Origin of the sequence: Microcoleus sp. MON2_D5, assembly GCF_036701905.1 — a bacterium.
Lineage (GTDB): Bacteria > Cyanobacteriota > Cyanobacteriia > Cyanobacteriales > Microcoleaceae > Microcoleus.
Map to the genome: position 1 here is coordinate 35,263 of NZ_JAUBRM010000014.1, position 21,535 is coordinate 56,797.

The window sequence follows — 21,535 nt, forward strand, 5'->3', positions numbered from 1 at the left end:
AATGCAAAACGAAACAATCGAAGGGTTTATAATCTCTCCACAGCAACGGCATTTGTGGGGGTTACAGCAAAATAAAAGCCAACAGACTTATCGCGTTCGAGGTGCAATTTTAATTACCGGAAATCTCGACAAAGAGATGCTTAAAAGTGCGCTGCAAAATGTCGTGAATCGGCACGAAATCCTGCGGACTAGCTTTCACTGCTTTTCTGGGATGACACTACCCCTGCAAGCGATCGCCAGCAGTGGTGAAGTTCCTATCTCGGAATACAATCTGAGCGGTTTGTCTCCAGAAGAACAAGAAGCTAAAATCGCAGCGCTTTTTCAGCAACTAAACCTGCTTCCTTTTGATTTTGAGCGCGGCCCACTTTGGCACATCTCTTTAGCCACTCTGGCGCAAAACAAGCACCTATTGCTGGCGAACTTCTCTGCCTTAATTGCAGATAGTGCCACCCTGAAAAATTTCACCCGAGAACTCAGTCTTTCCTACTCAGCCTGCGCGTGCGGGGAAGAGTTCTCTGATGAGTCAATGCAATATGCCGATATTGCTGAGTGGCAAAATGAGTTACTCGAATCAGAAGAAACGGCAATCGGCCAAGAATACTGGCGAAAGCTGAACATTGAATCTTGGGATTTATTAACGCTTCCTTGGGAAAAGAAGAATTCCGAAACGGAATTTAAGCCGCTAGTAGAAAGGGTGGAAATTCGGGGTGATTTGTTAAACAGCTTGGAAGCGATCGCGCAAAAACACCAGAGCGATATTTCTACATTTCTGCTGACTTGCTGGCAAATTCTCATTGGGCGGCTTACTAGAGAACCCAACCCGATAATCGGCGTAGCGATTGACGGCAGAAAATATGAAGAATTAGAACACTCTCTGGGGCTGCTGGGCAAATACTTACCCCTACAGTGCCCAGTGCAAGACGAGTTAAATTTCTCACAAGCGAGGCAGCAAGTTGAGGTTAATCTCAACGAGATGTACAACTGGCAAGAATATTTTAGCTGGGAACAAATCCTAGGAAACGAAAAAAGCAGCAGCTTTTGGCCCGTTTGCTTTGAGTTCCAAGCAGAGCCTAAGAACTATGGTAATTCAGGCGTTTCATTTTCCCTTGTTCGGCAAGATGCCTGCCTAGAGCCATTCAAACTCAAGCTCTCCTGCCTTCGCCTGTGCAATTCCATAAGCGCTGAATTTCACTACGATTCCGCTTTATTTACTGCGGCAGATATAAAGCGTTTGTCAGAACACTTTCAGGCGCTTTTAGAAAGCGTAGTCAAAAATCCAGAAGTCGCTATCAGTCAGGTAGACATACTGAGCGATCGCGATCGCCTGCAACTTCTCCTTGACTTTAACCAAACTCAAAAAGATTATCCGAAAAATAAATGCGTTCACCAGCTTTTTGAAGAACAAGCAGAACGCAATCCAGACAGCATTGCCGTTGTCTTTGAAAGTGAACAAATCACCTACCGAGAACTCAACGATCGCGCCAATCAACTCGCCCATCACCTGCAAAACTTGGGAGTTTTGCCCGAAACAATTGTTGGAATTTGCGTCGATCGCTCTTTAGAAACAATCGTAGGAATGCTGGGCGTACTCAAAGCCGGTGGTGCCTATTTACCAATAGACCCGGCAACCCCAGCAGATCGCAAGGCACTCATGCTAGAAGATGCCAGAGTGCAGGTGCTGATAACGCAACAGCGACTCGCTGAAAGCTTGCCGAAAACTCAGGCAAATATTGTTTGCATCGATACAGACATTCCCACTACTTCTGCCTCTTACACGCCTCGCGCCTCTTCTGACAATTTAGCTTACGTCATCTATACTTCCGGTTCCACTGGCACGCCCAAGGGAGTAGCGATCGAACATCGGCAACTGCTCAATTACCTGTACGCTATTCAGGAAAAATTAAACCTGCCATCAGGTGCCAGTTTCGCCACTGTTTCAACCTTCGCCGCCGACTTAGGAAACACAGTGATTTTCCCCGCCCTTCGTTTCGGCGGTTGCCTGCATATTATCTCCCAAGAACGCGCCACCGATCCAGAGGCACTGGGTGAATATTTCTGCCGCAATCCCATCGACTGCCTCAAAATAGTTCCCTCTCACCTAGCCGCCCTTTTAAATTCCTCTCAACCAAAGTCAATTTTGCCTGGAAAACGGCTTATTTTAGGAGGTGAATCTGCCAACTGGAGCTTAATTAAAACACTTCGCAATCTTGCTCCCCGTTGCTCAGTATTCAATCATTACGGGCCAACAGAAACAACTGTAGGCGTCCTGACTTATCAAGTGGAATTTGATAAAATTGGGTGCGATTTTGACAAAGTTCCACTCGGTCTTCCGATTGCCAACACTCAGATTTATATCCTGGATTCTTACTTGCAACCAGTGCCGATAGGCGTACCTGGTGAACTGTACATCGGCGGTGATAATTTGGGACGCGGATATCTTAACCGCCCTGAATTAACCGCAGAAAAGTTTATTCGCAATCCATTTGACACGCAAGCAAAGACGCGACTGTACAAAACCGGCGACTTGGCTCGCTATTTGGCAGACGGAAACATCGAATTTATCGGGCGAATTGACGGCCAAGTAAAAATTCGCGGTTTCCGCATTGAATTGGGAGAAATTGAGGCGGTGCTGGGGCAACATCCAGATATCGTGCAGGCTGTAGTTGTGGCGCGGGAAGACGAAATGGCACAAAAGCGCCTCGTGGCTTATTTGGTTTCCGAGCAGAAACAAGCACCTACCCACAAGGAAATTCGCAATTTCTTAACGTCAAAATTGCCGGAGTACATGGTGCCTTCTGCTTTTGTGATACTCAAAAGTTTGCCTTTAACTTCTAACGGAAAAGTAGACCGACGAGCGCTGCCCGCACCTGACGAAATGCGACTGGAGTTGACAGGAAACTTTGTCGCGCCTCGCACCAATATCGAGGAAGTTTTAGCCGCTATCTGGGCTGAAGTTCTCCAACTTGAAAAAGTCGGCATTTACGACAACTTTTTTGAATTAGGTGGGCATTCCTTATTAGCAACTCAAGTAATTTCCCGAGTGCGCCAAGCATTTCAGGTCGAGTTGCCTTTGCACCGTTTATTTGAGTCGGCCACTGTCGCCGATTTTGCAGTAGCGATCGCGCAAAAGCAAGCCGAACAAACAGACAATGAAATGCTCGCTCAGGTGTTAGCAGACCTCGAACAACTGTCAGAAGCACAAATTCAGGAAATTCTCGCCCAGCAAGGAGTCAGCAAATGAGTGATTTAATCGAACGCATCGCGGCTCTTTCTCCTGAAAAGCGCGAGTTGCTGTTGCAGCGACTAAACCATAAAAAAGAAAACGTTTCGCTAGCAAAAATCCTGCCTCAAAGTCGAGAGTCTAACACTTTTCCTCTGTCGTTTGCTCAACAGCGGTTGTGGTTTTTTGAGCAACTAACTCCAGGCAACTTTACCTATCACATCCTCGCCGGCGTGCGTTTGACGGGAACACTCGACGCGAGAGCCCTCGATCGCAGTCTCAACGAACTTGTCAAGCGTCATGAAGTTTTGCGAACGGCTTTTAAGACAATAAACGGGCAACCCGTTCAGGCGATCGCTTCAAATCTGGAATTGAAAATTTTAGAAATAGATTTGCGATCGCTTCCTGAAACTGAACGATCTCGCGAAGTTGAACGGTTAATCGCCGCAGAAGCAAAGCTTGCTTTCGATTTGTCACAAGCACCCTTATTGCGTGCCAAATTGCTGCACTTGAGCGATTCAAACTGGGTGCTGCTATTGAGTACGCACCACATCATTTCCGATGCCTGGTCAATGGGAATATTCATCCAGGAACTGGCCACGTTTTATCAAGCCTTTTGCACTGGCAAACCTTCTCCCCTTCCCGAACTGTCGGTACAGTACGCAGACTTTGCAAGTTGGCAGCGCCAGTGGTTGCAGGGAGAAGTTTTAGAGACGCAGCTTGCTTACTGGAAAAAACAGCTTGGAGGCAATCTCCCTGTACTAAATTTGCCAACCGATCGCCCCCGCTCGGCAGTACAAACCTTCCGAGGTGCGGTGCATAAATTCACCATTCCCAAGGCAATCGCAGAGGAAATCGCCCAATTAAGCCAGCGGGAAAAAGCTACTTTATTTATGACCCTACTGGCAGCGTTTAAAACGTTGCTCTATCGCTACACCGGGCAAGAAGATATTTTAGTCGGCTCCCCCATTGCTAACCGCAACCGACGCGAAATCGAGGAATTAATTGGCTTATTTGCTAACACCTTAGTTTTCCGCACCAATCTGTCGAGCAACCCGACTTTTAAAGAGTTACTGGGTCGCGTGCGAGAAGTAGCTCTCGGCGCGTATAACCACCAGGATTTGCCCTTCGAGAAACTGGTAGAAATCATCCACCACGAACGAGATTTAAGCCATAATCCGCTATTTCAGGTATTGTTTTCTCTGCGAAATGTCCGGACGCCGCAGATAAAATTGCCAGGAGTGACGTTGAGCAGTTTGGAAATAGAACAGAAAACGGCGAGATTTGATTTAGCGCTTGACCTGGAGGAAGGATTAGAGGGTATTAATGCAACGCTTGAGTATAGCGAAGATTTGTTTGACGCTAGCACTGCACGACGGATAGCCGGACATTTTCTAACCTTACTAGAAAGTATAGCTGCTAATCCCGAACAGCGCCTTTCAAGTTTGCCAATTTTGACGAAACCTGAACAGCAGCAACTGCTGTTTGAGTGGAACAATACTCAATCGGAAATTCCTAAAAATCAGTGCGTACACGAATTATTTGAAGCGCAGGCAGAGCGGACGCCGGATGCGATCGCTGTCGTCTTTAAAAATGAATATCTGACTTACCGGGAACTGAACAAAAAAGCAAATAACCTCGCAAGTAACTTGCAAAAAATCGGTGTCAACCGAGAAGTTTTGGTGGGAATTTATGTCGAGCGCTCCCTAGAAATGATGGTAGGGCTTCTCGGCATTCTCAAAGCCGGTGGCGCTTATGTTCCCCTCGATCCAGCGTATCCACCAGATCGCCTTGCCTTCATGCTGGAAGACGCAAAAATTTCCGTGTTACTCACTCAGAAAAAGCTATTAGAAACCCTGCCAAAAACTAGCGCCTCCCTCGTATTTCTGGATGCAGATTGGGAAGGCATATCGAGCTGCGACGAGCCAGTCGTGGGTTTACAAAATTCCTCCAATTTAGCCTATGTCATCTATACTTCAGGCTCAACAGGTAAACCCAAAGGAGTGCAAATTTCCCACGCCTCTGCCGTTAACTTCTTGAGTTCTATGCGCCAACAACTGGCGATCGCAGACCGAGATGTTTGGCTAGCAGTAACATCCTTATCTTTTGACATTGCAGCGCTGGAACTGTTCCTGCCTATTACAACAGGTTCTCGCGTTGTTGTAGCCAGCCGAGAAGTGGCATCTAACGGGGAAAAGCTTTTAGAAACATTAACAAATTCTGGCGCGACAGTCATGCAAGCTACTCCAGCCAGTTGGAAAATGCTTTTAGCAGCAGGATGGCAGGGAAACAATCAATTAAAAATACTGTGCGGGGGAGAAGCTTTACCGCGACAGCTCGCCAATCAGTTGCTTTTGCGCGGCGCTGCTGTGTGGAATTTATACGGCCCTACAGAAACCACTATCTGGTCTACTCTCTATCAGGTTGATGGCAAAGATGAATCAGTTTCCATCGGTCGCCCGATTGCTAACACTCAAATTTTCATATTAGACAGCTATTTAATGCCGGTTCCCGTTGGCGTATTTGGCGAACTGCACATCGGCGGTGCCGGCTTATCTAGAGGCTACCTAAACCGACCGGAACTGACCGCAGAAAAGTTTATTCCTAACCCCTTTGCAAAGGACGGAATTCATGCTTCATTCATCCTTCATCCTTCATCGTTGATTCTTTCAGAACGCCTCTATAAAACCGGGGACTTGGCTCGCTATCTCCCAGATGGAAACATTGAATTTATGGGGCGCAGCGACCACCAGGTCAAAGTTCGCGGATTTCGCATCGAATTAGGCGAAATTGAAGCGGTACTCAGCCAATACCCAGCCGTGCGAGAAGCGATCGCACTGGTTCGAGAGGACAATCCGGGCGACAAGCGTTTAGTAGCTTATATCGTTGCTAACTCAGAACTCCGGGCCGGACACGGGGACACTACTCCTACGGATTCAGAATTTATTAATCACTTGCGCGTCTTTGTCAAACAAAAACTGCCGCAGTACATGATGCCGTCAGCGTTTGTGCTGCTGGAAGCAATGCCTTTAACGCCTAACGGAAAAATCGATCGGCGATCGCTAAGAGCACCTGACACAAACACAGCAGAATTCGAGAGCAATTTTGTCGAGCCTCGAACTCCCGACGAGCAATTAATAGCAGAAATTTGGGCGGAAGTTCTCGGTTTAGAGCGAGTTGGAATTCACGATAACTTCTTTGAATTGGGAGGTCATTCATTGCTGGCTACTCAGGCGATTTCTCGCCTGCGACAAGCTTTTCAAGTTGAAGTACCCTTGCGCTCTCTTTTTGAATCGCCTACCGTCGCAACAGTCACCGAAAGCCTCTTGCAATATCGCGCCGAGCAAAAACTGAAAGCACCCCCCATCAAGCGGGCGTCAAGGCAGGGAGAATTGCCCCTTTCTTTTGCACAACAACGACTGTGGTTTCTCGACCAATTGCAGCCGGGAAATCCTGCCTATAATATCCCAGCAGCCGTACGCTTGAAGGGGGCGCTCAATGTAGCGGTTCTAGAGCAAACTTTTCAGGAGATTATCAAGCGACACGAAGCATTGCGGACAACTTTTAATTCGGTGGAAGGACGACCCGCTCAGGTTATTATTTCATCTTTTAATTTCACATTGCCGATCGTAAACTTAAGAGAGTTATCGCAAGCTGAACGAGAAGCCGAGGCAATGCGACTCGCCGCTGAAGAAGCGCGACAGCCTTTTGACCTAACAAAATGGCCGTTACTGCGCGTCACATTGTTACATCTTGACGACACAGAATACCTGCTGTTACTGACAGTACACCACATCGTAGCTGATGGCTGGTCGATGGGGGTACTCGTGCGGGAAGTGGCGGCGCTTTATGAAGCTTTCGGCAGCGGCAAACCTTCTCCCCTACCCGAACTTTCTGTACAGTACGCAGACTATGCTGTTTGGCAAACAAATTGGCTGCAAGGCGAAGTTCTCGAAGCAAAACTCGCTGACTGGAAGCAGCAGTTGGGTCAAATTTTGCCCCCGCTGCAATTGCCAGCAAAACAACCGCGTTCTGCTGTTTCTAGCGATCGAGCTGAGATTCAAGAATTCCAGCTTTCTGGGCAAGTTTCAGAAGCGCTAAACGCACTTAGTCGGCAACAAAATGTCACCTTATTTATGACCTTGTTGGCAGCACTTCAAACGCTGCTTTATCGCTACACAAATCAAGAAGATATTGTCGTCGGTACTGACCTGGCAAACCGCACACAAGTTGAGACTGAAGCTTTAATTGGTTTCTTTGTCAATATCCTCGTCTTGCGAACCGATATGCGTGGCAATCCTACATTTCGCCAACTGCTCGATCGCGTGCGCGAGGTGACATTAAAAGCTTACACTCACCAAGATTTGCCCTTCGACAAACTGGTAGAAGAACTGCGTCCCGATCGCACCCTGAGTCAGACACCCCTCTTTCAAGTTTTGTTCGTCATGCAAAATGCGCCTATGCCGGCTTTAGAAATGGCGGGTTTAACTTTAATCCCGGTTGCAATTGATAGCGGTACGGCTAAATTTGATTTGGCGCTATTTGTGTCGGAAACAGACACAGGAATTGTCGGCAGTTGGAAGTATAATTCCGACCTATTTGACAGAGAGACGATCGCTCAAATGTCAAATCGCTTTGAAACCCTCCTCGGCAGCATTGCGGCGCAGCCTGACAGTCGTTTGAACACTTTAGAAATTCTCACAGAAGCCCAGAAGCAGAAACAAGCCATGCAAGAAGTAAAGCGTGAAAAAAGCAATTTTAGTAAGTTCAAAAGCGTCAAGCCGAAAGTAGTGGCTTTGCCGCAAGGCGAATTGATAAAAACCGAGTACCTGCACCCCGACGAACTCTTTCCTTTAGTGGCAAAACCCGCAGTAGCCGATGTCGATCTCGCAGACTGGGCGAAAAATAACCGCGAATTTATAGAGGCAAAATTGCTACAGCATGGAGGGATTCTTTTTCGAGGATTCATCGGCCCTGTGGTTTCCGCATTCGAGCAGTTTGCTCACTCAATTTGTTCGGAATTATTTGGGGAGTACGGCGATTTGCCACGCGAAGGAGTTAGCGGAAAAGTTTACGGTTCAACTCCTTACCCAGCAGATAAAGCTATCTTATTTCACAGCGAGAGTTCGCACCTGCACCGCTGGCCGATGAAAATCTGGTTTTTCTGCGTTCAGCCAGCGCAACAAGGCGGAGAAACGCCGATTGTTGACTGCCGTAAAATTTACCAGTTGCTAGACCCGAAACTCAGAGAAAAATTTGCCCAAAAGCAAATTATGTACGTTCGTAACTACACAGACGGACTAGATGTAAGCTGGAAAGATTTTTTCCAAACTGAAGACAAATCGGTGGTTGAGGAATACTGCCGCCAAGCTGGGATGGAATTTGAGTGGACAGCAGGAAATAATTTGAGAACTCGCAAAATTCGCCCCGCAATTGCCAAGCACCCAAAAACTCAAGAGATGGTATTTTTTAACCAACTTCCCTTGCACCACATTTCCTGCTTAGATGCGGCAACCCGCGCTTCCTTGCTCTCTGTTTTTGGAGAAGAGAACCTCCCCCGCAATGTCTATTACGGTGACGGCACTCCTATTGAAGACTCGGTAATGGAAGAAATTCAGGCAGTGTACAGGGAAGCTGCTGTTAGTTTTCCCTGGCAAGCAGGAGACATCTTAATGCTAGATAATATGCTTGCCGCTCACAGTCGCAATCCATTTATCGGTTCGCGAAAAATTGTTGTAGCGATGGGCGAAATGATTTCTGAATCAGGAATTTAATTCCCTCTCATCTCTTCTAGGCAGAACCGGGGAACGAGAATAAAGTAGCGATTTGATAAATAGGAACAATGCAAACAATTAATGGATTTCGGATTTCACCCCAACAAAAATATCTGTGGCTGTTGCACCAAGACAGCCCTGCTTATCGCGTTCAATCCGCTATTTTGATCGAGGGAAGTCTTCAAACCGATCGCCTAAAGAAAGCTTTAGAAAAAGTTAGCGATCGTCACGAAATTATCCGCACAAGCTTTCAGCGAAAGGCAGGGCTAAAAGTTCCTATACAAGTTATCTCCGAACATAGCTCTGTTTCGTGGAACTGGGTTAACTTAAGTGAAGCGACTCCCCAGGAGCAAGAAGCAAAACTAGAAGATATTTTTCAGCAAGAAAAGAGCGCTTTATTCAACTTCGATCGCAATCCTGTTTGGCACTTGTCTTTAATTACACTTTCATCTGAGAGGCATATTTTACTGGTTAGTTTGCCCGCACTGTGCGCCGATAGTCGCACACTAAAAAATCTGGTTCAAGAAATCAGCCAGTGCTATGCCGCCTGCCTTCACGGCGAAGAAATTACCGATGAAGTTGTGCAATACATTCAATTTTCAGAATGGCAAAATGAATTGCTCCAAGATGAGGAAGCGGTCGAGGGCAAAGAATACTGGACTGGGCATAATTATTCAGCGCTAGCGAGTTTAAGGTTGCCGTTTGAAAATAGATTAATTAACGCGCCAGCTCAATTTACTCCCCAAGCTTTTGAGGTCAAATTAGAGTTAGCTTTGCTGGAAAAAGTGGAAGCGATCGCCCGCCAGTACAACACCTCACTTTCTACATTCTTGCTCGCTTGCTGGAAAATTTTGCTCTGGCGGCTGATTGGCCAATCACAGATCACTGTTGGCGTGGCATTCGACGGTCGAAAATATGAAGAACTAGAGCCAGCGCTTGGGCTGTTTGCCAAATTTTTACCGCTGTCGAGCCAACTAACAGAAAACTTTTCCTTCGCGGAAAGCTTGCAGCAAATTCAGCAGGAAGAACGCGAAGCATACAAGTATCAAGAATATTTCTCCCCCGAATATCTAGGCAACTCTTCGGGCTTTCCATTTGGTTTCGAGTATGAGGAACAGCTCGAAAAGCGTTCGGCTAGTGGCGTAGGTTTTTCGATTTACAAGCAGTATGCGTGCTGCGATCGCTTCAAAGTTAAACTCTCTTGCCACCGCCAAAATGACTCGCTCGCCGCTGAGTTTCACTACGATCCTATCTTCCTTGCAGACAACAGTATCCGGTGCTTGGCAGAGCAATTTTACGCGGTGGTGCAAAGTGTAGCCAGCAACCCACAAACCGCAATCGGCCAGCTCGAAATGCTGAGCGCTCGCGCCCGACATCAATTATTAGTAGAATTCAACAGCACAAAAGCAGATTACCAGCTCGATAAGTGCGTTCACCAGCTATTTGAAGAACAAGCAGAGCGATCGCCCAACCGTATAGCTGCTGTTTGTGAAAATCAGCAAATTACCTACAGCGAACTCAACGCCCGCGCTAACAAAATCGCCCATTACTTGCAACAATTAGGCATAAAACCAGAGGTGATTGTCGGCATTTGCGTCGATCGCTCTTTAGAGGCGATCGCTGGAATTCTAGGCATCCTCAAAGCAGGCGGCGCGTACTTGCCACTCGATCCGGCTATGCCAAAAGAGCGCCTCGCCTTGATGTTGCAGGATGCCGGAGTGGCAGTGCTATTAACGCAACAACAGCTAATCGAAAACTTGCCCACAACTCAGGCAAAAATCGTTTGCTTAGACGCAGAAATTCCCTCTGTCTCCCCCTCTCCCTCTCCCCCTCTCTCTGGTGAAAATTTAGCTTATGTCATTTACACTTCCGGTTCCACTGGCACGCCAAAGGGAGTGGCAATTGAACACCGATCGCTCGTCAATTACCTCTACAGCATTCAGGAACGGCTAAACCTGCCATCAGGTGCCAGTTTCGCAACCGTTTCTACCTTAGCAGCAGACTTAGGAAATACAGTAATTTTTCCAGCTTTATGTACCGGAGGAAGCCTTCACATCATTTCCCAGGAACGCACCACCGATCCAGAGGCGATCGCTGCTTATTTTCAGCAGCATTCCATTGACTGTCTCAAAATCGTTCCCTCCCATCTAAAAGCTTTATTAACTGCTTCTAATCCGGCGCAGGTTTTGCCGAAAAAGCGATTAATCCTTGGTGGCGAGGCCTTAAGTTGGAATTTGCTCGAAACTATTCAGAAATACGCCCCAGACTGTTCAGTCTTCAACCATTACGGGCCAACAGAAGCAACCGTAGGCGTGCTGGCTTATCCCATTGAAAAGCGAGAAAATTGCATTTCGGAGACAGTTCCTCTCGGTCGCCCTATCAATAACGCGCAGATTTATTTACTTGATTCGCACTTGCAGCCAGTTGCCATTGGCGTGTCCGGCGAGTTATACATCGGCGGTGCTTCTTTAGCTCGCGGCTATCTAAACCAACCCCAATTAACAGCAGAAAGATTCATCATCAACCCTTTGAAAAATGCCGAAGGCATTCTTCCTTCTGATTCCTTAGCTATACCTTCAAATCGCCTTTATAAAACAGGAGATTTGGCTCGGTATTTGCCGGACGGAAATATTGAGTTTTTAGGGCGCATCGACAGCCAAGTTAAACTGCGAGGGTTCCGCATTGAATTGGGGGAAATAGAAGCAGCGCTATCTCAACATTCCGCTGTGCGCGAAGCAGTAGTTTTGCTACTGGAAAATGAACCGGGGAATCAGCGCTTAGTAGCCTATGTTGTACCCGCGAGGGAATCAGCGATCGCTATTAACGAGCTGCGGTCATTTGTAAAAGAAAAACTGCCCGACTACATGGTTCCTTCTGCTTTTGTCGTACTGAAAGCATTGCCCCTCACGGCTAATGGAAAAATAGACCGGCGGGCGCTGCCAGCGCCGGAGGCGGCGAGAGCCGATTTAGCAGATACTTTTGTCGCTCCTAGCACTCCCATTGAGAAAATGCTTGCTGAGATTTGGGCTGAGCTGCTAGGGCTGGAAAAAGTGGGGATTTATGACAATTTCTTTGATTTGGGGGGACATTCATTACTGATTACTCAGTTGCTAGCAAAGGTAAGAGATGCTTTCCAAAAGGAACTGCCCTTGCGCCGTTTCTTTGAAGCGCCTACCATCGCTGCTTTAGCAAAGAATATTGAGGTGAAGCATGGGGCGGATTCTGCGGGCGATCGCACTGCAAGTTTCGATATTAACGCTGAAGTTGTTTTAGATCCGGCAATTCGCCCTGCAACTCCATTGAGCGAGCCAAAAACTGAACCAGCTTGCATTCTCTTAACAGGGGCGACGGGCTTTTTGGGAGCCTTTTTACTCCGGGATCTCTTGCAACAAACTCAAGCAGAAATTTATTGCCTAGTCCGTTCTGCTGATGCAGAATCAGCTAAAAAGCGGATTCAAAGCAGTCTCGAATCCTATTTAATTTGGGATGAAAGCAGCAGCGATCGCATTATCCCAATTGCTGGAGATTTGTCTCAACCGCTTTTGGGGCTTTCCGAGGAGCAGTTCCGAGTTTTAGCCAGTAAAATTGATGTCATTTACCACAATGGCGCGTTTGTCAAGTTTACTTATCCCTACTCGGTTCTCAAACCCGCTAACGTTTTGGGGACGCAGGAAGTTCTGAGATTGGCGAGTCAAAGTAAGCTAAAACCAGTCCATTTAATTTCTACGATTTCCGTTTTCTCGGCAATGGGAGAATCAGGGATTAAGGTGGTGCGAGAGGAGGATGAACTCACTCCGGGAGAGGGTCTAAAAGGCGCTTACACTCAGACGAAGTGGGTGGCAGAAAAGTTAGTAGAGGTCGCGCGCGATCGCGGGATTCCTGTTAGCATTTACAGGCCAGGTCGCATTTCTGGGGACAGCCAAACAGGGGCTTGCAATCCCAGTGACTTACTGTACAGGTTAATCGCTGGTTGCGTGCAACTTGGATGTGCGCCCGATGACGATAAGCTGATGAATGTAGCGCCTGTTGACTATGTGAGCCGAGCGATTGTTCATCTTTCGAGCCAAAAAGAATTGCTCGGAAAGACTTTTCATTTAGTCAACACTCAGTCCTTTCAGATGAGTGAATTGCTTGGCTGGATTGGCTCAATGGGTTATCCAATCAAACGAGTTTCTTCTGAGACTTGGCAAGCAGAAATAATCAATCGCGCTGGATATTCTCCAGACAATGCGCTGTATCCGCTTGTCGGTCTTTTCTCGGAAAAAGTTTCGGAAGCAGAAATGCCTAAATCTGCGACGCTGCAATTCGATTGCCAGAATGCCTTGAAGGGACTTTCTGGAACGGACATTATCTGCCCCCAAGCGGATGCGAGTTTGTTTCGGACTTATTTTTCTTATCTCGTCGATCGCCAGTTAATCGAGGCTCCCAAACATCTGGTCTAAAAATGTAGAGGCGCGAGCGATCGCGCTTCTACTTCGCTCTATTTTAGGAGGATTTTCAATGAAGGAGGGCTTAAACTTAATGAGTGTTAGCTTAGAAAATAGTAATGCGATCGCAGGCAGAGCTACCGCAGAAGGAACGCGGCGTTACAGGGAACGGCACAACAAAAATTGTGCAGCCGATCACTTCCGAGAAACTGGTTCGCTTGTTGCCAGCTCGATTGGAATTGGCACTTACCTTGGCGAACCAGATGAGTATACTGACACTCTTGTGGCGTCCGCTGTAGTTGAATCGGTTCGGCGGGGTACCAACGTAATTGACTCAGCAATCAACTACCGCTACCAGTACGGAGAGCGGAGTGTCGGAAAGGCTATCCGCCGTCTCCTGGAATCGGGAGAAGCCTCCAGGGATGAACTAATTATCTGTACGAAAGGCGGCGTTGTTCCGCATCCAACTCCCAACCATGTAGAGTGGTTTTATCAGCAGTACGTCGAGCCAAACAACTCTACTGTCAGCATGGCAGATTTGGCCCAGGAGCGTTACTGCATCCACCCAGAATACATTCAAGATCAGCTTAATTGGAGCCTCGCCAACCTCGGCATTGAGACAATCGATGTCTACTATCTTCACAATCCAGAAAAGCTACTTTCTCAAGTGGAACCCGATACTTTTTACCATCGGTTGCGAGAGGTTTTTGAGGTATTTGAAAAGGCAGTTTTAGCTGGGAAAATTGCCAATTACGGTCTGGCAACTTGGAATGCTTTCCGCGTACCTCCCACTGAAAGGAACCACATCGATCTGGCGCGCGCGAAGTCCATTGCTCGGGAAGTAGCTGGGAACAGAGAAGATCGGTTTCGGTTTATCCAGCTTCCTTTGAATATGGGGATGCCGGAAGCGGTGCTAACCCCAACTCAAACAATCAAAGGAGAACAAGTCTCAGTATTGGAAGCTGCAGATCGCTTAGGCATTTCCGCGATCGCCAGTAGGTCGATCTGTGAAGCGCAGGTTATCGGTCAGATCCCAGAAAAGATTGCTTCTGCCTTTGGCGATCGCTTGCGGACAGACTGCCAGCGGGCGCTCCAATATACCCGGAGCGCCCCTGGCCTCTTGAGTGCCCTTGTAGGGATGAAAGCGCCAAAACATATAGAAGAGAACTTAGCCCTCGCTGCTGTCCCGCAGCTTGGGAGAGCAAGCTTTCAGGAACTTACTGATTCAATTGTTCAAGTGTTAAACGGAAATTGAAGTTCTCCTGGCCGGAGAACGGCTGAACTTAAAATCTTGAATGGCGTTACCCAACCTTACCCCTCTTCTGTCACTCTCCGAGTATTAAAATAAAAGTGTGAAAAGATAAAAACGCTACAAATGAGGCAGAGCAATGGATGTAGGGTTACAAGTTCTCAAACATTTGGCGAGAGAGGCATAATCAACAAGGAGAGTGATAGAGGACTCTTGTGCACAGTATAAAGACATATTTAAAGAAGTAAGAAATTATGAAAGTTGTAACTATTTACATTTAGGAATAATTGCACCCCTCGAAAGAAAACCCTTACCCTCAATAGGTAAAGTAGTAGCAATAAAATCTGCACATTGGTTGCATCATTTTATTACCAAATCACCTGGGTCGGTAATTGAAATGAAGCCCAAAAGATTAATAAAAATTCTCAAATAATTAAAGGGCAAGAAAATTACCCTAGTAATTAATGAAACAGGAGATAAATAAAAAAAAGGGGGGAAAACTGACTATGTAGCTACACAATATCTGGGAAGTGTAGGAAAAGTAGATAATGGAATAGTTTCAGTTAATGTTTATGGTTCTTCCGTACTTAGTGTGCTATAATTGGATATTATTGTAACATTTTAGCCCATTAAGTACGGAAGAACCCTGACTACTGACTAATTCAATTATTGATAAATTCACTTTCACAGATAATCGAGTCTCGGTTCTCCAAATCTTCTTGATTCCAGACCGCGTTTAATGCTGCGGAACTTAAGGAAGTTGACATCGTATTTAAGGTTGTGTTGTAGTATTCGGCACCATTATTAAGTTCTACCTGTGGCGCTTCCTTGAAGTATGAATTAATATCAGGCGTGCACCGCTGGGCCTGGTAGTATAAATAAGCTTCAGCATTAATGCACATTACATGGTAAAAATCTCTATTTGCTGCGGTAACATCTCCAAGTTTATACAGCGCTAAACCCCGGTTGAGATAAGCTTTAACATAGTTCGGATCGAGTTTTACTGCTTTGTCAAAGTCTTCAATTGCAAGCTGCATTTGTTTTAATTTATAGCGAACACAACCTCTGTTATAATAGGCATAAACATTTTGTGGATCGATGCCGAGTGCAGTGTTGTAATCGGCGATCGCCTGCGTATTGTCTCCTAATTGGTGGTAACAGAGACCTCGATTTATGTATGCTTTGATATATTTAGGGTTCAACCGCAGCGTTTCGTTAAAGTTTTCCGTTGCTGCCTCTTTTTCTCCCAAAAGGTAGTAAGCGCGCCCCCGGTTGTAATAGGTTTTATAATTGTGGGAATTGAGAGATAGAGCTCGATTGTAGTCTTCTATTGCTTCTTCGTAATTTCCTAAATTAGCAAGTACAAGTCCCCGGTTGTTGTAGATAGCGTGGCTGTTAGGCTTATTTGCTAAAGCGCAGTTTAGATCATCAATTGCTTTTTCGTGTTCTCCGAGATGACGCCAAGCATTGCCTCGATTCAAGTAAGCCTCGAAGAAATTAGGATTGATATCTAGGGCTTGGCTGAGGTCTGCGATCGCTTTTTGGTAGTCTTTCATGTAATAGTAAACCAAGCCGCGATTGTTATAGGCTTTGGCATCGGCGGGATTGACTTGCAGTATCTGATCGAAGTCCTCAAGTGCCGCTTCATAGTTTCCTTTCTTGGCGCTGTGCAAACCGCGCTTGTAAAATTGTTTGAGGTTCATAGGTCAACTTTCAGGATGGCTTGATGCTGGGGGTTGATTCCTGTGCAGTCAGTTTTGAGTTCGACAGCCGTTAATCTGTTGAAAGAGCAGCCACCTGCGGTCAGAGTAACTCTTAAATGATTCCCGGCAATCTACCCTAAACAGGCTTTTTGGTTTATTTTAACAGTAGTTAAATCCTGTTGAAAGGATCTGCACCTCGGCTGGATTTACTTAGTCAGTTCGATTGTTTACCCGACGATCGACTTGATCTCAAAAGTCTAGTTTTACTTGGTGTTCTGTGTCTCTTGATGCGGCGGCGATCGGCTCGATCGGCAAATTAAGTTTGAGACCGCTACTCAGTATAAATTGTTGCCAGCAGTCCTACCGAGTAAACTCTATATTTTTTTGACAAACTTCGTATCAGTATTTGCGGTAGTACGTCTCTACAAACTTTTGTTGCCTAATTACCAATTACCGATTGATTTCCTCTTCCACATAAACAGTCAATTTCTCCAAATCTGGAAGTTCGATCAATTCTTGTTCCTTTTCCTTAACCGACACGGGCATCATCACAGGTTGACGCTGCTCGATCCAGCAACTCGCCAGCGGTAAAGTTTGTTCCAAATCTTCCAAAGGCCTCGGAATTACCATCACCGCGTTCAACTCGCCAATTCGCTCAGCTTCGTACATCCCGGCTTCTACGGCTACTGCTACATCTGCAACTGCACCGCGAATAATTGCCGTGCACAAACCGGCGCCTATTTTCTCGTAAGCTGCCAAGTGTACGTCTGCGGATTTGAGCATAGCGTCGCAAGCGCCGACCATTGCCGGAAATCCCCGGGTTTCGAGCAAACCGATCGCCTGATTGCTAAGCCGAGAATAACTGCCTTTTTCCGACAGTTGAGTCAGGCGAAAGCCGATCGGCAAAACCACTTCCAAATTAGCCAAAGGTCTAGCAATCACCAACTTAGAAACAAACTGCCCGAACTGTTCGGCAGTTTGAGCTCCAGCTTCCACAGCCAAACGCACATCCGAAATTCTGCCCCGGACGATCGCCGTACAGTGACCGGAACCAATTTTTTCGTATCCTACTAAAATCACCCCTGCCGACTTCAGCATCATGTCAGCAGTCCCCACAATTGCCGGAAAACTCTTGGTGGATACCAAACCCAAAGCAGTGTCTTTGAAGTATTCCTGGCGCTGCGATCGCTCTTCGTGACTGTTACGATCTGTTTGTCCGTCCATCTTCTATTACCCTTAGAAACTTCCCAAAATAAAAATTTGTTGATAGTTTATAGTTTCTCAGATGAGAAGACAGACTGCACGAGCTACAATACACTGATTGCTGCTGCAAGGCCTGACAAATTGCTGAGCTACCAATAATATGAGATTACCTATTTATATTTGATCTTTCTGCCTTCAGCATAGCTGCCTTTTGCCGAAATGACGGCTACCCGGAACCGCCCGATAGAGTTTGGCCGTTTTCCTCCGATCGATTAAAAGCTTGCCGGTGTGGAAACAGCGTCCCCAGCAGTCGATTGATGTGAGCTTGGCCGTACAGAATAGTTGGCGTCTCCCCTGGTTGGGGCGGATCTGCGGCGGTGGATTCCGGCGGCTCGGGGGCAGTCTCCGGCGCAGTTTGAGGCGGTGTTTGGGCGGGTTGTGGCGGCTCGATCGGCTCGATCGGTCGATCGACTGGTGGCGTAGGGGCTTCGGGGGTTTCTGGTGATGTTGGCGCTGCTGTTGGCGCTGTTGCGGTTGCTTCTGCGGCGGCTTGGCGGCTGGTATCTCCGATTAGAGAACCTGCTGCCATAATTTGCATTTTGTCGATACAAGGATTGATTAGGGTCGTCCCGGCGCCAATACAGGCATTTTCCCCGATCGTTCCCGCACCTACCACCAGAACTCCTGCACCTAGAATAGCGCCCGCCGCGATTTCCAGAGTACCTTCACGGGCGTGAAGGATAACTCCCATACCGATACAGGCACCGGCGGCGATCGAGATCCGGCTGCCCGGAGCTGCTTGCAGGATTGCTCCAGGGGCGATCGCCGCACCCTCATTCACAACTACATCGCCACTCATCAAAATCTGAGAGTTGCTACTTAATTGCAGTGGCGATAAATACATTCGACTTCACCATGAAAGGAGCTATTTTTTTCGATAAAAGGACTTTAAATTATGGGTTTTCTCGACTGATAAATTTAACCATGTCAATCTAAGAAACGATAATTTACTAATACTGAGAAGCTTGATGCTTTAACGTTTTATAGAAACTTTCAGAAGATTCTAAATTTTGACCAACATTTCTCAATCGAGCTTTTTAACTATCTCAAATCCAACTTCAATCCGCTGGGGTTTCTCCCGTTGGCCCCTGTGCGAGGGCTTAACGGGAGAAACAGGCTAATTACCAGGCAAATTAAGGTCGTTGGATAATTTCTTCGAGTACCCGGCGCTTCGCCTTGGAGTCGATGCCAAGCAAGCGGACGTACTCGCCGCTGTGTTCTTTGAGACAGCTTTCGAGGGCAGAAATCACTTCGGATTCGCGGTTGGATGCGATCGGCGCGCAACTGCTCCAAGAACCGGTGCGGAAACGGCGCGCGTCGGCGTGTTCCGTGCCAATTTTGTAGCCTTGGGAAAGCAGGTTGCGGATTTGGTCGATCGTCTTGCCGGTCAAACTTCCGCTGCTCGCGGCACCAGTCGAAGCTGCTTTGTATCCCGATGTTGCTGCCGACTTAGATGTTGCGGCCGGCTGAGCCGATTGACCAACCGGGCCGTCGGGACGCTGAATAATTTCTTCAACTATGCGTCGCTTAGCTTTCGGGTCAATCCCGATCAAGCGCACGTATTCGCCCGGGTACTCGTTCATCACAGCTTCCAAAGCGGCGATCGCCTCAGATTCGTTTCTCACTTGCAGCGAAGCCCCGCTTTGCCAAGAACCTGTGCGGAAGCGGCGCGCGTCGGCGTGTTCCGTACCCACTTTGTAGCCTTGAGCTAGCAAGCTGCGAACCTGAGCTATTGTTTCGGCACTCAATTTCCCGCTTGACACGGAACCGGCATTGTGGTGTCCGGCTTGTGCAACTTTACCGTTAGATTGGTAAGTTTTTGCACCGTTAGAACCGTTAGAGCCATTGTCTCCCGGTCTTTGGACGATTTCTTCTAGTACGCGGCGCTTGGCTTTGGTGTCAATCCCGATCAAGCGGACGTATTCTCCTTGGTGTTCAGCCATGCAAGCTGACAAAGCCGCGATTACTTCAGAGTCGCGGGTTGAGGAAATCGGGCCGCAAGTGCGCCAAGAACCAGTACGGAAGCGGCGCGCGTCGGCGTGTTCAGCTCCCACGCTGTATCCTTGGGCTAGTAAATTGCGGATGCTATCGGCAAGAGTTGGACTCAATTGGGTGCCGGCATTGGTAGAATATTTGGTTTGAGTCATATTTGGGTCTGTACTTTTCTCGTTGCGAATTGGTGCTAGACAGGCGATGTTCTCAGCGCAGCGATAACCCGTTCTCAGAGCGTCATTGATGCCGATGACATGGGTCGCAAATTGAACGTCAGAATCTTGAACGTCAGGCAAGCGATCGGCTTGCTTCTGATTAGTGATGATGGCTCCCGAAGGCACGTACTTACCGGCGGGAATCTCCACATCTTTAATTAGTACGTGCATCATGACAATGCAGCCTTTGCCCACTCTGGCATTGAACACCGTAGAGCGAAAGCCGATAAAGCTATCCTCGCCCACGTAGGCAGGGCCGTGAATTAAACTCATGTGGGTGAGGGAAGTATTTTTCCCCACCCACACAGAATAGGACTTGCCGTCGTCTCCTGTGACTCGGCCTTGTTCTAGGCCGTGAATCACTACTCCGTCTTGAATGTTGCTTCCTTGTCCGATATAAAAAGGAGTGCCTTCATCGGCGCGGATAGATGTCCCCGGGGCAATCATCACATTAGAACCGATATGCACATCCCCAATAATGTTAGAAAAGGAATGTACGAAGGCGGTATCGTGAATTTTGGGCTCAGCCAAGTTTTTCGACCAAGGCGTCGGGGGAGCCGCAACGTTGCGGACTGCCATAAATTAAGTTCTCCTAAACTGAAAAATCTTTTTGTTAGTTGTTAGTTGTTAGTTGTTAGTTGTTAGTTGTTAGTTGTTAGTTATTTTTCCACTAACTGCTAACTGCTAACGGTTGCAACTAGCCGTATGGGTCGTCTTTTTTACTGTAAATGAGGCGATTTTCTACATTGACAGTATCTATAATGCCTACTACCAGAGCATCGATCGGACGGTTTTCGCTTCCGGGTGCAATCCGGGCTGCGCTGCCTCGGGTTACTAAAACCCATTCATCGATACCAGCACCCACACAGTCAGCGGCTACCTCATAGCCGGGAACTGGCGAACCTTCCTCATCGATGAATTGCAGCAGTAGAAATTTCGATCCTCTCAGCGTCGGCTCTTTTTGGGTACTGACAACTGTGCCGAGAACTTTGGCCATTTGCATTTTAGGTAATAGGTAATAGGTAATTGGTAACTGTCATTTTTACAGTGTCACTTGTCTTTTTTTAATTAGCTCTTTCCTCAGTCCGCTGTCCGCTTTTTAGAGCTTCGTCTAGTAACTAATGACTAATGACTCCTGACTCATGACTAATAACCAATATCCCATACCCACCTCAATTAAAAATTAAAAATGCTAAATCAAAAACAGCGCGATTTTTAATTTTTAATTTTTAATTACCAAACGCCCCTAACAGCCGATCGCCTGTCTTAAGATCTGTTGAGGGGGCGAATGCCGCTCACGCCTTCGCGGAACTGTTCTACAGCTTCGGTGTAGCGAATGGGCAACACGTACTCTAAGTTTTCGTGAGGGCGGGCGATAATGTGGGTGGACATCACTTGTCCGCCGTTAACGCGCTTCACTGACTCTACTCCGGCTGCGACAGAAGCTTGCACTTCCGAGACATCTCCTCTTACAATTACCGTAACCCGAGCGCTACCGATTTTTTCGTAGCCTACCAAGGTGACGCGGGCTGCTTTGACCATCGCGTCAGCGGCTTCTACCACTGCGGGAAAGCCTAAGGTTTCGATCATGCCAACTGCAATTGCCATTGGTTTTACTCCTGATTGAATATTGGGGGAACTAAACTGTTAATTTTTGACAATCGCACAAATTTTCGTTTAAGGAATTTTTTG

The 21,535-nt window shown here is 47.2% G+C and carries 10 protein-coding genes and 1 pseudogene; 5 read left to right on the forward strand and 6 right to left on the reverse strand.

Annotated elements, in window-relative coordinates:
• Position 1 precedes the first annotated feature (1 nt).
• From QUA47_RS07300 to QUA47_RS07320, 5 genes and pseudogenes are all read left to right on the forward strand, one after another.
• Positions 2 to 3,241 carry an amino acid adenylation domain-containing protein gene (locus tag QUA47_RS07300; protein WP_333430245.1) on the forward strand — a complete coding sequence of 1,080 codons (3,240 nt, stop codon included), beginning with the start codon at positions 2 to 4 and terminating at the stop codon, positions 3,239 to 3,241.
• The gene (locus QUA47_RS07305) at positions 3,238 to 8,994 is read left to right on the forward strand and encodes an amino acid adenylation domain-containing protein (RefSeq protein ID WP_333430246.1); all 5,757 of its coding nucleotides are present in this window, start codon (positions 3,238 to 3,240) and stop codon (positions 8,992 to 8,994) included. The genes QUA47_RS07300 and QUA47_RS07305 overlap by 4 nt, the downstream gene beginning before the upstream one ends.
• Positions 8,995 to 9,062: 68 nt before the next feature.
• Complete coding sequence (locus QUA47_RS07310) at positions 9,063 to 13,436, forward strand: amino acid adenylation domain-containing protein (protein ID WP_333430247.1); 4,374 nt, start codon at positions 9,063 to 9,065, stop codon at positions 13,434 to 13,436.
• A 58-nt stretch (positions 13,437 to 13,494) separates the two neighbouring features.
• Positions 13,495 to 14,676 carry an aldo/keto reductase gene (locus tag QUA47_RS07315; protein ID WP_333430248.1) on the forward strand — a complete coding sequence of 394 codons (1,182 nt, stop codon included), beginning with the start codon at positions 13,495 to 13,497 and terminating at the stop codon, positions 14,674 to 14,676.
• Between the two features lie 193 nt (positions 14,677 to 14,869).
• Positions 14,870 to 15,247 (forward strand): annotated as a pseudogene (locus QUA47_RS07320) (IS701 family transposase); the annotation flags it as partial.
• Between the two features lie 85 nt (positions 15,248 to 15,332).
• Here QUA47_RS07320 and QUA47_RS07325 read toward each other — a convergent pair.
• From QUA47_RS07325 to QUA47_RS07350, 6 genes are all read right to left on the reverse strand, one after another.
• On the reverse strand, positions 15,333 to 16,373 hold the full coding sequence (locus tag QUA47_RS07325; RefSeq protein ID WP_333281827.1) for a tetratricopeptide repeat protein: 1,041 nt from the start codon (positions 16,371 to 16,373) through the stop codon (positions 15,333 to 15,335).
• A gap of 450 nt (positions 16,374 to 16,823) precedes the next feature.
• Positions 16,824 to 17,597: a BMC domain-containing protein gene (locus QUA47_RS07330; RefSeq protein WP_190658091.1), complete on the reverse strand. Its 774-nt coding sequence runs from the start codon at positions 17,595 to 17,597 to the stop codon at positions 16,824 to 16,826.
• A gap of 205 nt (positions 17,598 to 17,802) precedes the next feature.
• Entirely contained in the window at positions 17,803 to 18,480 is a 678-nt protein-coding gene (locus tag QUA47_RS07335; RefSeq protein WP_333430249.1) for a carbon dioxide concentrating mechanism protein, read from the reverse strand.
• Positions 18,481 to 18,769: 289 nt separating this feature from the next.
• Complete coding sequence (locus QUA47_RS07340; RefSeq protein ID WP_333430250.1) at positions 18,770 to 20,422, reverse strand: ribulose bisphosphate carboxylase small subunit; 1,653 nt, start codon at positions 20,420 to 20,422, stop codon at positions 18,770 to 18,772.
• Positions 20,423 to 20,540: 118 nt separating this feature from the next.
• Positions 20,541 to 20,846 (reverse strand): EutN/CcmL family microcompartment protein, encoded by a 306-nt coding sequence (locus QUA47_RS07345; RefSeq protein ID WP_006635057.1) that lies wholly within the window; start codon positions 20,844 to 20,846, stop codon positions 20,541 to 20,543.
• 263 nt (positions 20,847 to 21,109) lie between these two features.
• The gene (locus tag QUA47_RS07350) at positions 21,110 to 21,451 is read right to left on the reverse strand and encodes a carbon dioxide-concentrating mechanism protein CcmK (RefSeq protein ID WP_006635058.1); all 342 of its coding nucleotides are present in this window, start codon (positions 21,449 to 21,451) and stop codon (positions 21,110 to 21,112) included.
• Positions 21,452 to 21,535: the final 84 nt, after the last annotated feature.

Bases quoted from the DNA above. Each gene is read 5' to 3' on its own strand.
- QUA47_RS07305 (WP_333430246.1), top strand. From the start codon at position 3,238: ATGAGTGATTTAATCGAACGCATCGCGGCTCTTTCTCCTGAAAAGCGC.
- QUA47_RS07350 (WP_006635058.1), bottom strand. From the start codon at position 21,451: ATGGCAATTGCAGTTGGCATGATCGAAACCTTAGGCTTTCCCGCAGTG.
- QUA47_RS07330 (WP_190658091.1), bottom strand. From the start codon at position 17,597: ATGGACGGACAAACAGATCGTAACAGTCACGAAGAGCGATCGCAGCGC.
- QUA47_RS07325 (WP_333281827.1), bottom strand. From the start codon at position 16,373: ATGAACCTCAAACAATTTTACAAGCGCGGTTTGCACAGCGCCAAGAAA.
- QUA47_RS07345 (WP_006635057.1), bottom strand. From the start codon at position 20,846: ATGCAAATGGCCAAAGTTCTCGGCACAGTTGTCAGTACCCAAAAAGAG.
- QUA47_RS07300 (WP_333430245.1), top strand. From the start codon at position 2: ATGCAAAACGAAACAATCGAAGGGTTTATAATCTCTCCACAGCAACGG.
- QUA47_RS07310 (WP_333430247.1), top strand. From the start codon at position 9,063: ATGCAAACAATTAATGGATTTCGGATTTCACCCCAACAAAAATATCTG.
- QUA47_RS07315 (WP_333430248.1), top strand. From the start codon at position 13,495: ATGAAGGAGGGCTTAAACTTAATGAGTGTTAGCTTAGAAAATAGTAAT.
- QUA47_RS07335 (WP_333430249.1), bottom strand. From the start codon at position 18,480: ATGTATTTATCGCCACTGCAATTAAGTAGCAACTCTCAGATTTTGATG.
- QUA47_RS07340 (WP_333430250.1), bottom strand. From the start codon at position 20,422: ATGGCAGTCCGCAACGTTGCGGCTCCCCCGACGCCTTGGTCGAAAAAC.